This window comes from Pantoea sp. R102 (assembly GCF_004916815.1).
Taxonomy (GTDB): Bacteria; Pseudomonadota; Gammaproteobacteria; order Enterobacterales; family Enterobacteriaceae; genus Pantoea; species Pantoea dispersa.
Window position 1 is genome coordinate 1 of the sequence record NZ_SDFT01000029.1, and the last position, 14,679, is coordinate 14,679.

Annotated in this window: 11 protein-coding genes; 5 read left to right on the top strand and 6 right to left on the bottom strand. The window is 59.5% G+C overall.

Going from position 1 to position 14,679, the window contains the following annotated elements:
- Both ERD80_RS03615 and fes read right to left on the bottom strand, forming a co-directional pair.
- Positions 1 to 2,785 (bottom strand): amino acid adenylation domain-containing protein (locus ERD80_RS03615; protein WP_248295819.1); only part of this gene is annotated, 2,785 nt, incomplete at its 3' end.
- Positions 2,778 to 4,052: an enterochelin esterase gene (gene fes, locus ERD80_RS03620; RefSeq protein WP_136545788.1), complete on the bottom strand. Its 1,275-nt coding sequence runs from the start codon at positions 4,050 to 4,052 to the stop codon at positions 2,778 to 2,780. The genes ERD80_RS03615 and fes, both read right to left, overlap by 8 nt.
- 262 nt (positions 4,053 to 4,314) lie before the next feature.
- On the opposite strand from fes, the gene ERD80_RS03625 reads away from it, so the two are divergent.
- Positions 4,315 to 6,591: a TonB-dependent siderophore receptor gene (locus tag ERD80_RS03625; protein WP_058770686.1), complete on the top strand. Its 2,277-nt coding sequence runs from the start codon at positions 4,315 to 4,317 to the stop codon at positions 6,589 to 6,591.
- Between the two features lie 6 nt (positions 6,592 to 6,597).
- Here ERD80_RS03625 and pmrB read toward each other — a convergent pair whose 3' ends face one another.
- The 3 genes from pmrB to dacB are packed head-to-tail and all read right to left on the bottom strand — an operon-like array spanning position 6,598 to position 9,751.
- Positions 6,598 to 7,659: a two-component system sensor histidine kinase PmrB gene (pmrB, locus tag ERD80_RS03630; RefSeq protein ID WP_125309456.1), complete on the bottom strand. Its 1,062-nt coding sequence runs from the start codon at positions 7,657 to 7,659 to the stop codon at positions 6,598 to 6,600.
- Complete coding sequence (pmrA, locus tag ERD80_RS03635) at positions 7,656 to 8,318, bottom strand: two-component system response regulator PmrA (protein WP_136545790.1); 663 nt, start codon at positions 8,316 to 8,318, stop codon at positions 7,656 to 7,658. The genes pmrB and pmrA overlap by 4 nt, the downstream gene beginning before the upstream one ends.
- Positions 8,318 to 9,751 carry a serine-type D-Ala-D-Ala carboxypeptidase gene (gene dacB, locus ERD80_RS03640; RefSeq protein WP_031279733.1) on the bottom strand — a complete coding sequence of 478 codons (1,434 nt, stop codon included), beginning with the start codon at positions 9,749 to 9,751 and terminating at the stop codon, positions 8,318 to 8,320. Before dacB ends, pmrA begins: the two co-directional genes overlap by 1 nt.
- Positions 9,752 to 9,999: 248 nt before the next feature.
- On the opposite strand from dacB, the gene greA reads away from it, so the two are divergent.
- On the top strand, positions 10,000 to 10,476 hold the full coding sequence (greA, locus tag ERD80_RS03645) for a transcription elongation factor GreA (RefSeq protein WP_021507709.1): 477 nt from the start codon (positions 10,000 to 10,002) through the stop codon (positions 10,474 to 10,476).
- Positions 10,477 to 10,604: 128 nt separating this feature from the next.
- On the opposite strand, the gene yhbY is transcribed toward greA, so the two are convergent.
- Positions 10,605 to 10,898: a ribosome assembly RNA-binding protein YhbY gene (yhbY, locus tag ERD80_RS03650; RefSeq protein ID WP_010617345.1), complete on the bottom strand. Its 294-nt coding sequence runs from the start codon at positions 10,896 to 10,898 to the stop codon at positions 10,605 to 10,607.
- Between the two features lie 126 nt (positions 10,899 to 11,024).
- Here yhbY and rlmE point away from each other — a divergent pair, with 126 nt between their 5' ends.
- The 3 genes from rlmE (at position 11,025) to folP (ending at position 14,676) form a co-directional block, all read left to right on the top strand.
- Positions 11,025 to 11,654, top strand: a complete 630-nt coding sequence (gene rlmE / locus ERD80_RS03655; protein WP_021507708.1) for a 23S rRNA (uridine(2552)-2'-O)-methyltransferase RlmE — start codon at positions 11,025 to 11,027, stop codon at positions 11,652 to 11,654.
- Between the two features lie 174 nt (positions 11,655 to 11,828).
- A complete protein-coding gene (gene ftsH, locus ERD80_RS03660) occupies positions 11,829 to 13,757 on the top strand; it encodes an ATP-dependent zinc metalloprotease FtsH (RefSeq protein ID WP_021507707.1) in 1,929 nt (642 codons plus the stop codon).
- Positions 13,758 to 13,842: 85 nt separating this feature from the next.
- Positions 13,843 to 14,676 carry a dihydropteroate synthase gene (gene folP / locus ERD80_RS03665; RefSeq protein ID WP_021507706.1) on the top strand — a complete coding sequence of 278 codons (834 nt, stop codon included), beginning with the start codon at positions 13,843 to 13,845 and terminating at the stop codon, positions 14,674 to 14,676.
- Positions 14,677 to 14,679 lie beyond the last annotated feature (3 nt).

Below are 14,679 nucleotides of genomic sequence, written 5' to 3' on the forward strand. Positions count from 1 at the left end.
GCTGCTGTGCCAGCGCCTGACGCAGCGCATCGCCATCCACCGGCTGAGGCGCCACCACGTAGCCCACCAGCTGACGCGCATCGCCCTGTGCCGCCGCACTGCCCAGCACCACCGCATGCGTCACCGCCTGCTCAATGCCGGGCTGGGCGCACAGCGCATGATCGATCTCGTTCAGCTCAATGCGCTGACCGCGGATCTTCAGCTGGTCATCGCTGCGTCCGAGATACTCCACCGCACCGTTGTCCAGCCAGCGCGCTACGTCGCCGGTCAGGTACATGCGCTCGCCAGCGGCGTACGGGTCGGCGATAAAGCGGCTGGCGGTCAGCTCCGGCCGGTTGAGATAGCCGTGCGCCAGCTGAATGCCGGTAAGATAGAGATCGCCGGCCACGCCCGGCGGCACCGGCTGCATTTGCGCATCAAGAATGCGCAGGCCGGTGTTCCACACCGGGAAGCCGATCGGTACGCTCGGGCCATCGACGGCTGCCAGCGCCGCGCCATACGCCGGATACCAGCTGACATCAACGGCCGCTTCGGTCGGCCCATACAGATTGTGCAGCGGCACGCGGGTCAATGTTTCCCAGCTGCGCGACAGATCGGTGGGCAATGCTTCACCGCTGCAGAACACGTTGCGCAGGCTGGCGCAGCACGCTATCGCGGCCGGGTGGTCGAGCGCCGCGACAAAGGCCGCCAGCATCGAGGGTACGAAATGCGTGGTGGTGACTTTGTAGCGGGCAAACAGTTGCTGTAAGGCTTCCGGATCGCGGTGTGCATCCGGCGGCGCCATCACCAGCTGCGCGCCGACCAGCAGCGGCCAGAAGAACTCCCACACCGAGACATCAAAGCTGCTCGGTGTTTTCTGCAGCACCACGTCATCCGCCTGCAGCGGATAACGATCCTGCATCCACAGCAGGCGATTAACGATCGCCTGATGGCCGACCAGCACGCCTTTCGGCCGGCCGGTAGAGCCGGAGGTATAGATGATGTACGCGCCATCCTGCGGCGTCGGCGCGCTGGCCGGTGCCGGTGCATGTTCGGCATTGTACAGGGTGTCAAAGTGCAGCTGACTGACCGGCGCGATGGCGCGGAAGCGGGCACTGAGCGCGGCAGCGGTAATCAGCGTTTTGGGCGCGGCGTCTTCCAGCATCAGCTGTAGCCGCTCGTCCGGATAGCCGGTATCCAGCGGCAGATAAGCGGCCCCGAGCGTCACAATCGCCTGCAGCGCCAGCGACAGCTGCACTGAACGCGGCAGCGCCACGGCGACGATATCACCCCGCTGCACGCCAGCCGCACTGAGATCGGCCGCCAGCGCGAATACCTGCTGCTGCATCTGGCGATAGTTCAGCTGGTGCTGCGCATCGGCCAGCGCCGGTGCGTCCGGCGTGCGCTGCGCCTGCTGCGCCAGCAGCGACGCCAGGGTTTCCGCCGGCAGCGGATGGGCGGTCTGATTGATGGCCGCAATCTGCTGCTGCTCCGCTGGCGTCAGCAAATCGAGCTCGCCCAGCGCGCGCTGCGGCTGCTCGGCCAGCTGGCTGAGCAGCAGGGCAAAGCGGCTGGCATGGCGCTGCAGCGTCTCGGCAGCATAGCGCTGCGCGTTCGCCAGCAGCTCCAGCGTCAGATCGCCGTGCTCGCTGAGGTAAATCGCGATTTCCAGGTCGCGCACCGGGCCGGAGGCCAGCTGATGCGTGATGCCTTCAATGCCAGCGAAATCGAGCTGGTAGTCAAACATCTTCAGGTTGATCACCGGGCCATACAGCGGATCGCTATCGCCGGGGCGGCCGAGATCGCGCTGCACCTGTTCAGCATCGTAGCGCTGATGACGGCGAATTTTTTTCACTTCCGCGGCCAGCTGAGCGGCGAGATCGCCGAGCGTTTGTCCCGGCTGGTAATGCACCGCCATCGGCAGCACGTTAATCACCGGACCGGTGGCGCACAGCGCGGCAGAGCCGATGCGGCGCATGAAGATGAAGCCGGCAGCAAAATCATTTTGCCCGCTGAGGCGAGCCAGCCACAGCGCTACCAGCGCAAAGGCCAGATCGGCGGCGCTGTGCTGTGGATGCTGGCTGGTCAGCGTCTGGAAGCGGTGACGATCCAGCGTAACGCTGTGGCGCAGCAGATCGGTGCTGGCGCTCTGACCGGCCAGCGGCAGTGGCGACAGCGAGGCGGGCGCGGGCAGGGCGCGGCCTTTTTCGCGCCAGAATTCGCCGTCACGGGTGTAAGACGCCGATTGCTGATAGCGCTGATACTCGTCAACCACGGCGCTGAACGGAATAAACGGTGTCGGCTCAGGCGGCTGCTGCTGTACGGCGGCGCTGTACAGGTTGGCGATGCGGCGCGTCAGCGCGGTAAAGCTGAAGCCATCCACCACCAGATGGTGATAGCGCTGATACCAGAACCAGTGCTGCTCGCCGATGCGGAACAGACGATGGTGCCACAGCGGTGCGCCGCTCAGCACGCGCAGGTCACCCTGCATATCGGCACGCATCAGGGCGCGCGCGGCGGCAGCGGCATCCGCTTCGCCGCGCAGATCAACGATGTCTGGCAGGCTGAAGGTCTGCGGCTGCGGCCACTGTAGCGGCTCGCCGTCGATTTCGCCGAACGCCATATTCAGGGTATCGGCTTCCTGCATGCCGTCGACGATGGCCTGCGCCAGCAGCGCACTGTTGATGTCGCCGCGCAGTTCGACAAAGTGCGCGACCGCGAAGGCGTTGTGATGGCGGCTGAGCTGGTCGGCGATCCAGATGCCTGGCTGCGCCGCCACCAGCGGCAGAGTTTGTTGGTCAATCATAGTGTCGTTCATCAGAGAATTTACTGTCGCTCCGGTTCACGTCTGGCGTGATGAATGAATTTGGATTGCGCCACAAAGCTTGCAGACCGTCGAGCAGGCCACCGCGCCAGCACAGCGCGTCATGGCCGCCCTCTACCGGCTGGTAATGCACCTGATAGCCGGCAGCGGTAAGTTGTTGTTGTAATTGTTGATTGGCTTGCAGAATCAGGCCTTCACGCTGGCCTGCTTCCAGCCAGAAACGCAGCGGCTGGCGAGGTGCCAGGCCATGGTCCAGCGCCTGCAGCAGCCAGCCATGCGGGTTACCACGCTCCGGCCACCAGAAGGAGCCGGACAGGCTGAGCGCATTACCAAAGGTGTGGGGAAAGTGCAGTGCGGCAAACACCGCGGCCAGACCGCCGAAGCTTTGCCCGGCAACCAGCGTGCGCGCCGGCTGCGCATCGTACGGCATCCAGCGTGCCACCTGCGGCAACAGCTCCTGCTGCACTGCCTGCCAGAATTGCGGATTACATGGCAGCTCGCGGCTGCGGTGTTCGCGATCGATGATGTCGATAAACAGGTAGACCGCCGGCGGCAGCTTGCCCGCGGCGGTCAGCTGCTGCAGCGGGCCGGCGATCGGCATCTGCTGCGCCCAGAACTGACCATCGAGCAGTATCGCCAGCGGACGCGGGCCGTGCTGCGCCTCGCCTGTGGCGTACAGCCACACCCGGCGACGATTGCCGAGCAGCGCGCTGTCCCACTGCTGCTCCTGCAGCGTCAGCGCCGGGGCGCGGCCCTCATCCACCGCACGCCACACCTGCTGTTCGGGCGCGTCAGGCAGGTGCAGCGGTGACACGCCCATGCCGCGTCCGCCGGACCAGCTGCGCAGCGGATTGAGCGCATCGGCCTGCGCGGCAGGGAATTTTTCGCGCCACCAGTGGCGCAGCGCATGCATGTCAGGCTCGCCGCTGAAATCGCTGGCCTGCCGATCCGGCATCAGGCAGTAGCTGCCGCGCCAGTGTGACGGCAGCACAGTTTGCCAGTACCAGATATCGCTACTGGCGACGCGCATCAGCGATTGCGGCGGGCGCCGCTGGTGGTGATCGGTCACGCCGGTGATGTTGATCCACACGCGCTGGGTGTGGGAGGTGGTTTCACTGCCTTGCGGATCGCGCCAGAAGAAGGTCACCAGACAGGTGCCATCCTGCTGCGGCTCAATGCGCGGAATGCCCTGAGTCTGTTGCTCCTGCCACCAGGCTTCGCTACCAATTCCATCATTTCGCCAGGTCATAGGGGCTGCCAGTCGCCGTCTGTACGGGGAGGTTTACATAGGATTGATAAATAATACTATTGATAATTATTTGCATTTGCAATAGGGTGGCTGCGCTCAAAATGAGCACGCACGTTCCGTCTGGCACCCGGTAAGTCATGGGATTCAGCAAAGGATGGCCCTGCCAGGTGTGAACGGCTGCGCGATAAAGACAGGGATCTTCTCACCGGCTCGCCAGTCACTCCGCTGTGGCGCAGAACTGGCCTTCCAGGAATGAAAAAAAATGAAGCATTACTCGCGGTTAACCTTCGCTATTTTGATTGAACTGGGGCTCAGCGCCTCACTGCTTTCCGGCAGCGCCTGGGCAGCAGAGACTTCCAGCAAGACGACTTCCAGCAACGCCTCTTCTCCCGACGCCAGCGCAATGGACGGTGGCACCTTAATGGTGACGGCCCAGCAGCAGACGCTGCAGGCACCGGGGGTTTCCACCATCACCGCCGATGAGATCAAAAAGCATCCACCGGCGCGCGATGTCTCAGAAATTATCCGTACCATGCCGGGGGTTAACCTGACCGGTAACTCGACCAGCGGCCAGCGCGGCAACAACCGTCAGATCGATATTCGCGGCATGGGGCCGGAAAATACCCTGATCATGGTGGACGGCATGCCGATCACCAGCCGTAACTCGGTGCGTCTCGGCTGGCGCGGTGAGCGTGATACGCGCGGCGATACTAACTGGGTGCCGCCGGAGATGATTGATCACATCGACGTGATTCGCGGGCCGGCCGCGGTGCGCTACGGTAACGGCGCGGCGGGCGGTGTGGTGAACATCATCACCAAAAAGTACAGCGATCAGCAGTGGCACGGTTCGTGGAATACCTACTTCAACGCGCCGGAACACAAATCGGAAGGGGCGACCAAACGCACCAACTTCAGCCTTGAAGGGCCGCTGGGCGACGACTTCAACTTCCGGCTGTATGGCGGCTTAGCCAAAACCCAGGCCGACGCGTACGACATCAATGAAGGGCACGCGGCAGCGCGCACCGGCAGCTATGCCGGCAGTTACCCGGCAGGCCGCGAAGGCTCGGTAAACAAAGACATCAATGCGTTGCTAAGCTGGGCGTTTGCCCCCATGCAGACGCTGGAGCTGCAGGCCGGTTACAGTCGTCAGGGCAACCTGTACGCGGGCGATACGCAGAACACCAACACTAACGCGCTGGTGAAGAGCCTGTACGGCGACGAAACCAACCGTCTGTATCGCCAGAATATTTCACTGAAATGGACCGGCGCGTGGGACAACGGCATCAGCACCAGCAGCTGGGCGCGCTACGAGAAAACCCGCAATACGCGCATTAATGAAGGTCTGGCGGGTGGCACGGAAGGGATCTTCTCCAACAGCGGGTTCAATACCATCCAGCTGGACGATGTGCTGCTGCACAGTGAAATCAGCCTGCCGTTTGAGCTGGGCGTCAATCAGACCGCGACGCTGGGCACCGAGTGGAACCAGCAGCGCATGAAAGATCCTTCGTCGACCACCCAGGCCGCCAGCAACGGTGCCGTGCCAGGCATCGCCAGCACCGGCCGCAGTCCTTATGCCCAGGCGGAGATTTTCTCCCTGTTTGCCGAAGACAACATGGAGCTGACCGACAGCACCATGCTGACGCCGGCGCTGCGCTTCGATCATCACTCCATCGTTGGCAACAACTGGAGCCCATCGCTTAACCTGTCACAGGGGCTGGGCGATGACTTCACGCTGAAGATGGGGATTGGCCGGGCCTACAAAGCGCCGAGTCTGTACCAGACGAACCCGAACTACCTGCTGTACAGCAACGGCCAGGGCTGCGCCGCCAGCACCGGCGCCTGCTATTTGCAGGGTAATCCGAATCTGAAAGCGGAAAACAGCATCAATAAAGAAGTTGGGCTGGAGTGGAAGCATGAAGGTTATCAGGCCGGTCTGACCTGGTTCCGTAACGACTACCGCAACAAGATTGAAGCCGGCTATGCGCCTTCAGGTAAAGCCTCTAACGGCACCACGGATATCTATCGCTGGGAGAACGTGCCGAAAGCAGTGGTGGAAGGGCTGGAAGGTACGGTCAATGTTCCTTTCTCTGACAGCGTGATGTGGAATAACAACTTTACCTACATGCTGCAGAGCAAGAACAAGGAGACCGGCGATCGTCTGTCGATCATTCCGGAGTATACGCTGAACTCGACGCTGAGCTGGCAGGCAACGCAGGATCTGTCGCTGCAAACCACCCTGACGTGGTACGGCACCCAGACGCCGAAGAAGTACGACTACAAAGGACAGCCGGTCACCGGCAGCGCCACCGACAAAGTGAGCCCGTACTCGATTGTCGGCCTGAGCGGTACTTACGATATCAATAAGTACGCCAGCGTGACGCTGGGCATCGATAACCTGTTCGATAAGCGCCACTTCCGTGAGGGCAATGCGCAAACCACCGGTAACGCCACCACCGGCGCTTATCTCTACGGTGCCGGTGCCAATACCTATAACGAATCAGGCCGTACTTACTATATGAGCCTCAACACCCACTTCTGATGGCGCTCAGCCAATCAGTTGCGTTGGCAAACAGCAGCGGGCGACCAGTCCGCTGCTGTCTTCGCGGTTCACCAGTTCCAGCCTGCCGCGATGCATCTGCACAATTCGCAGCACAATGTTCAGGCCCAGGCCGCTGCCGCCATAGCGTTGATCGCGCCGCCGGAACGCCTGCGTCAGCTCTTCTGCCGCATCGGCATCAATACCCGGCCCCTGATCCCACACTTCAACCCAGACCTGCTGTTGTACCTGACGCAGCTTCACCTGCACGCTGCTGCCTTCCGGACTGTAGCGCGACGCGTTCTCCAGCAAATTGCGCAGCATCAGGCGCAGCAGCACCGCTTCACCCTGCTGCGGCACCTCGTCGCCGTCGGGCCAGTGCAGCGTCTGCTGACGCTGGGCGTACAGTTCCGCCATTTCCGGCATAAGCGGCTGCATGATGTCGCGCTGCCACTGCAGCTGCTGATAGTGGCCGCCCGCCAGCGCCTGACCGGCGCGCGACAGCATCAGCAACTGTTCGACGGTGTGCATCAGCTGGTCGATGCGCTCAATCAGCATGGCGCTTTGCGGCACCTGCTGCTGATGCAGAAGCTCGAGATGCAGGCGCAGCCCGGCCAGCGGCGTACGCAGCTCGTGCGCGGCATCGGCGGTGAATAATCGCTCCTGCTGCAGCGTGTGATCGAGACGGGAAAACAGTTGATTGATGGAGGAGGTGACCGCAACGATTTCATCCATCTCGGAGTAAATCGGCAGCGGCGTCAGGTTGTCGGCAGAGCGGTGGGCAAGGCTGTCCTGTAGCGATTTGAGCGGACGGATAATCCAGTTGATGGCCCAGAACGACAGCAGCAGCGTCAGGCTTACCATCACCAGCGAAGGCAGCAACAGCGAAGCGATGGCCTCACGGATCTCATTCTCCACACGATCGTTACGCGCCTGGGCCGACAGGGTTTCATTGACGAGGAAACTGATCTGTTCGCGGCTTTCGTGCCACAGCCAGATGGCGCTCATCACCTGGCAGGTGAGGAGAATCAGCGCCAGCATGATCAGTAACCGCTGACGCATGCTGTTCATTCGCGCAGTTCCAGCCGGTAGCCAACGCCGCGCACGGTTTTGATGCGATCTTTCCCCAGCTTACGGCGCAGATTATGAATGTGGACTTCTAAAGTGTTGGAGCCGGGATCGTCGTTCCAGCTGTAGAGATCCTGCTGCAGCGTTTCGCGATGCACATTCTGCCCCACGCGCATCAGCAGGCGGGTGAGCAGGGCGAACTCTTTGGGGGTGATCTCCAGCGGCAGATTTTCCAGCAGCACCTGCTGCGAGCTGAGATTGAGCGTCAGATCGCCCTGCTGCAGCAGGTTGTCGCTGTGCCCCTGATAGCGGCGGATCAGCGCGCGCACCCGCGCCAGCAATTCTGCCAGCGCAAACGGCTTGACCAGGTAATCATCGGCACCGGCGTCCAGCCCGTCGACGCGATCCTCCAGCGCATCGCGCGCGGTCAGGATCAGCACCGGCACCGCGATGCCGTCGCGTCGCCACTGGCGCAGCAGCGTGGCGCCATCGCGATCCGGCAGACCGAGATCCAGCACGATCAGGCTGTACTGGCTGATGCGCAGCAGGGCGTTGCTTTCCGCCGCGCTGCCAGCGCAATCCACGGCGTAGCCCTCGCTGCTCAGCGCCTGCGCCAGCCCCGATTGTAATAACGCATCATCTTCAACGATCAACAGTTTCATTAGTTGTTCTTGTTAATGTCGGTATAGAGCCGGCTCTCAAAGCGCACCAGCGGAATCCGCCGCGTTTTCTGGTCTTCCGGCGGTACCGCATAGCCAGAGAGGAACTGGACAAAGGCCACGCGCGCACCGCTCGACGTGGTGATGAACCCAGCCAGATTATAGACGCCCTGCAGCGAACCGGTTTTTGCCGACACTTTGCCATCCAGCCCCGCTTCGTGCAGACCGCCGCGATACTGCAGCGTGCCGTCATAACCCGCCAGCGGCAGCATCGAAATATAATTCAGCGTGGCGTCATTTTTGGCGATGAACTGCAGCACCTGCATCATGGTATCCGGCGCGATCAGGTCATGACGCGACAGGCCGGAACCATCCACCTGAATACTGTTGCCGAGGTCGACGCCGGCTTTTTCGCGCAGCACACGCCTGACCGCATCCGAACCGGCGCGGAAGGTGCCCGGCACGTTAAAGTAGTGATGGCCGATGGTGCGGAACACGGTATCAGCGATCATGTTGTCTGACTTCTTCAGCATGGTGTGCAGCAGGTTGTGCAGCGGTGCGGACTGCGTCGAGGCCAGCACCGTGCCCGGTGACGTCACCTGCGTCTGGCGCACTAAATGGCCGCTGTAATCAATATCGGCGTCGCGCAGCTGCGCTTTAAGGATCTCGCCGGCCCACGCGGCGCCATCCTGCACGGCAAATGCCAGGGGCAGCGGTTCCGCACGCTGGCGCATACAGCCGGTCAGCGTGTAGCGATTGAGCTCGCCGGGCACCACATCGAGTTCGCAATACTGCCCGTCACCGCTGTTGCGTCCGATCGTGCGCACCTGACTGAACATGTGCGCCGGATAGTAAGAGGCGATGCGCACAAAGGCGTTTTCGCCGGGCGTATTGGCACTGTAGAGCGAAACCGAGAAGCAGTTTTTATCAACAATCGCCGCACCTGGCGGGGCGCTGAAACACTGTGTCAGATCGTTCCACGGCCAGCCTGGCGCCATATCGTGACTGGCGAACACCGAGGTGTCGATCACCAGATTGCCTTTGATATGGTTGATGCCCTGCTTTTTCAGCGCCGCCACCATATTGCGCAGATCCTGGCGGCTGAGCGTCGGATCGCCGGCAAAGCGCGCCACCAGGTCGCCATTTAAGGTGCCATCGCTGACCGCGCCTTTGGTCTCCAGCGTGGTCTGAAAACGGAAGTCCGGGCCAAGCTCCAGCAGTGCCGCCAGCGCGGTGATCACTTTCATGGTGCTGGCCGGCAACGCCATCTGTTTGCCGTGATAGTCGATTATCGGGGTGGATGCGCCCACTTTTTGTACCATCAGCGCCAGGTTTGCGCCGTCTGGCAAATACTGCATGTATTCTTCAACGGGTGCTGCTTGTGCCTGCAGCATAAACGCACAGGTTAATCCGGTAACAAGTCGTGAAAATCGCATAATCTCGCGGTAACTGACGGGTGAAGGCGTCAATACTATGTCCCCGGACGGTGCAAAGTAAACAATGACCCACAGGGAACTCTGGGGTAAAATACGTATCAAAATGCAAAACCGATACCTGACCCGGAAAGCTTTCCGGGTCAGGATTCTTTTGCTTGTGAAAAGAGGTTACGCGCCGCAGAAGCCGATCTTCTGCTGTCACCGGTCAGGATGACGCCGTTAACCAGGATAGATGACGAGGAGCCAAAATGAATCAGATTCCGATGACGTTGAAAGGCGCTGAGAAGCTGCGTGAAGAGCTGAACGAACTGAAAACCGTTAAGCGTCCGCGCATCATCGCCTCTATCGCCGAAGCCCGTGAGCACGGCGATCTGAAAGAGAATGCCGAATACCACGCCGCGCGCGAAGAACAGGGGTTCTGCGAAGGGCGTATTCAGGAGATTGAAGCCAAGCTCTCCAATGCACAGGTGATTGACGTGACCGCCATGCCGAAAACCGGCCGCGTGATTTTTGGTGCCACCGTCACCGTGCTGAATGTCGATACCGATGAAGAGTTTACTTACCGGATTGTCGGTGACGACGAAGCGGACTTTAAACAGAACCTGATTTCCGTGAATTCGCCGATGGCGCGCGGTCTGGTGGGCAAAGAGGCCGATGACGTGGCTATTGTCAAAACCCCAGGCGGCGATGTGGAATATGAAGTGCTGAAAGTGGAATACATCTAAGATATTGCTACGCTTTGAAATGCGCAGCTGCATATTGTAAAGAAAGGAAAAAGGCCGCGCTGCGGCCTTTTATCCCATGCAGGAGCATGGCACTTTCTCTGCCCGTCGGACGAGCCGTAACGGTACGCTTAACGTGGCAGAGTAATTTTGCGCTCTTTGGCAGGGCGATACAGCACCAGCACGTTGCCGATGACCTGAACGTTGTTTGCCTTAGTTTCACGCACGATAGCGTCCACGATCAGCTGCTTGGTTTCACGATCTTCCGAGGCAATTTTTACCTTGATCAATTCGTGATGTTCGAGCGCCTGTTCGATCTCGGCGAGCACGCCTTCAGTCAGGCCATTGCCGCCCAGCATGACCACTGGCTTCAGTGGATGGGCAAGGCCTTTCAGGTGCTGTTTTTGTTTGGTACTCAGATTCATCGTATTTTTTGCTTACTCAGGGATTGAAAACGGTTCATTCTACCGCCATCTCGGGTATATCGCCAAATCAACGCGACCCATTGCGTGCTGATTTATCGCTACGATGACGATTTAACTGGAAATATTATGACGGGTAAAAAGCGTTCGGCCAGTTCCAGTCGCTGGCTTCAGGAACACTTTAGCGATAAATATGTGCAACAGGCACAGAAAAAAGGGTTGCGCTCGCGCGCCTGGTTTAAACTGGATGAAATTCAGCAGGGTGACAAGCTGTTCAAACCCGGTATGACCGTGGTTGACCTGGGCGCTGCGCCCGGCGGCTGGTCGCAATATGTGGTACAACAGATTGGTTCGGGTGGCCGTATTATTGCCTGCGATCTGCTGCCGATGGATCCCATCGTTGGCGTTGACTTCCTGCAGGGCGATTTTCGCGACGAAGCGGTGTTGAAAGCGTTACTGGAGCGCGTGGGCGACCAGAAAGTGCAGGTGGTGATGTCGGACATGGCGCCGAACATGAGCGGTACGCCTGCAGTCGATATCCCGCGTTCCATGTATTTAGTTGAACTGGCGTTAGAAATGTGTCGGGATGTACTGGCACCTGGCGGCAGTTTTGTAGTGAAAGTGTTTCAGGGAGATGGCTTCGATGAATACCTGCGGGAAATTCGCTCCCTGTTTACGAAAGTGAAAATTCGTAAGCCGGACGCTTCGCGATCACGTTCGCGCGAAGTGTACATTGTGGCGACAGGGCGCAAACTGTAGCCCTCCATACCGGAATCAAAGCAAGGCGAAACGGCGTTTATTCTGATGCGTAATTCTGAGTTTCAGGCTAAACAGGCAAAATCATCAGCGCCGCGATTCCAGGTCTGAAGGATATATAGTACCCTACGCTGTCTGTTAACACCGTTGTAATATGAGGTTAATCCCTTGAGTGACATGGCGAAAAACCTGATTCTCTGGTTAGTCATCGCGGTCGTGCTGATGTCAGTATTCCAGAGCTTTGGGCCCAGCGAGTCGAATGGCCGTAGGGTTGATTATTCAACCTTCCTGTCGGAAGTGAACCAGGATCAGGTCCGCGAGGCACGTATTAACGGGCGTGAGATCAACGTAACCAAAAAAGACAGTAATAAATACACGACCTACATTCCTGTCAACGATCCCAAGTTACTCGATAACCTGTTGACCAAAAACGTCAAAGTTGTGGGTGAACCACCGGAAGAGCCGAGCCTGCTGGCTTCCATCTTCATTTCCTGGTTCCCGATGCTGTTACTGATTGGCGTGTGGATCTTCTTTATGCGGCAGATGCAGGGCGGCGGCGGCAAGGGCGCGATGTCCTTCGGCAAGAGCAAAGCCCGTATGCTGACCGAAGACCAGATCAAAACCACCTTTGCTGACGTTGCGGGTTGCGACGAAGCAAAAGAAGAGGTGGGTGAGCTGGTGGAATACCTGCGTGAGCCGAGCCGCTTCCAGAAGCTGGGCGGTAAAATCCCGAAAGGCGTGCTGATGGTGGGCCCTCCGGGTACCGGTAAAACGCTGCTGGCGAAAGCGATCGCCGGCGAAGCGAAAGTACCGTTCTTCACGATTTCCGGTTCTGACTTCGTAGAAATGTTCGTCGGTGTCGGTGCATCTCGTGTGCGCGACATGTTCGAGCAGGCGAAGAAAGCGGCACCGTGCATCATCTTTATCGATGAGATCGATGCGGTGGGTCGTCAGCGTGGCGCCGGTTTAGGCGGTGGTCACGACGAACGTGAGCAGACGCTGAACCAGATGCTGGTTGAGATGGATGGCTTCGAAGGCAATGAAGGCATCATCGTCATCGCCGCGACTAACCGTCCGGACGTACTGGACCCGGCACTGCTGCGTCCAGGCCGTTTTGACCGCCAGGTGGTGGTAGGTCTGCCAGACGTGCGCGGCCGTGAACAGATTCTGAAAGTGCATATGCGTCGCGTGCCGCTGGCAACCGACATTGATGCCGCGATTATCGCACGTGGTACGCCGGGCTTCTCCGGTGCGGACCTGGCGAACCTGGTCAACGAAGCGGCGCTGTTCGCTGCGCGTGGCAACAAGCGCGTGGTGTCGATGGTCGAGTTCGAGAAAGCGAAAGACAAAATCATGATGGGTGCGGAACGTCGCTCCATGGTGATGACGGAAGCGCAGAAAGAATCCACCGCGTATCACGAAGCGGGCCATGCGATTATTGGTCGCCTGGTGCCGGAACACGATCCGGTGCATAAAGTGACGATTATCCCGCGCGGCCGTGCGCTGGGTGTGACCTTCTTCCTGCCTGAAGGCGACGCGATCAGCGCCAGCCGTCAGAAGCTGGAGAGCCAGATTTCAACGCTGTACGGCGGTCGTCTGGCAGAAGAGATCATCTACGGGGCGGAACACGTTTCTACCGGTGCTTCAAACGACATCAAAGTGGCGACCAACCTGGCGCGCAACATGGTGACGCAGTGGGGCTTCTCGGAAAAACTCGGTCCGCTGCTGTATGCGGAAGAGGACGGTGAAGTGTTCCTCGGCCGTTCAGTGGCGAAAGCCAAACACATGTCGGACGAAACGGCACGCATCATCGACCAGGAAGTTAAGCACCTGATTGACAGCAACTACCAGCGTGCACGCCGTATTCTGGGTGAGAACATGGACATCCTTCACGCGATGAAAGACGCGCTGATGAAGTATGAAACCATCGACGCACCGCAGATCGACGACCTGATGGCGCGCCGCGAAGTGCGTCCGCCAGCAGGCTGGGAAGATCCAGGCAGCAACAACTCTGACAGCAACGGTACGCCAAAGGCGCCACGTCCGGTTGATGAACCGCGTACGCCAAACCCAGGCAACACCATGTCAGAACAGTTCGACAAGTAACAGGCCTGTTCCTAAGCAAAAACCCCGGCTGGTCCGGGGTTTTTTACATTCCACAATCCAGTGATTCCTCAGGGAGATTTTCGCCATGAAGTTGTACGCCCGTGATACCCATCTCGATCTGTCGTTTCCCCATGTGATGGGAATTTTAAATGTCACGCCGGACTCCTTTTCTGATGGCGGAACGCACAACACGCTGGTCGACGCGCTCACGCACACCAACGAGATGGTGAATGCCGGTGCCACGATTATCGATGTGGGCGGCGAATCAACCCGTCCCGGTGCCGATGAAGTCTCAGTGGAAGAGGAACTGGCGCGGGTGATCCCGGTGGTGGAAGCCATTGCGCAGCGCTTTGAAGTGTGGATTTCGGTGGATACGTCAAAAGCAGAAGTGATCCGTGAAGCCGCGCGAGTGGGCGCTCACATCATTAACGATATCCGCTCGCTGTCCGAGCCCGGTGCGTTACAGGCCGCCGCAGATACTGGTCTGCCAGTATGCCTGATGCACATGCAGGGCGAACCGCGCACCATGCAGCAGGCACCGGAATATCAGCACATCGTAAGCGAAGTGGACGCTTACTTCGCCGCGCAGATTGCCCGCTGTGAAGCGGCCGGCATCAAAAAAGAGCGTCTGCTGCTCGACCCGGGCTTCGGTTTCGGTAAGAATCTCAGCCACAATTATGAGCTGCTGGCGCATCTCAGTGATTTTCACCATCACGGTCTGCCGCTGCTGGTGGGCATGTCGCGTAAGTCGATGATTGGCCAGCTGTTAAACGTCGGTCCGGCACAGCGTCTGACCGGCAGCCTGAGCTGCGCGGTGATCGCCGCCATGCAGGGCGCGCAGATTATTCGCGTGCATGACGTTAAAGAAACTGTCGAAGCGATGCGCATCGTCGAGGCGACACGGAGAGCAAAAGGATAAAGG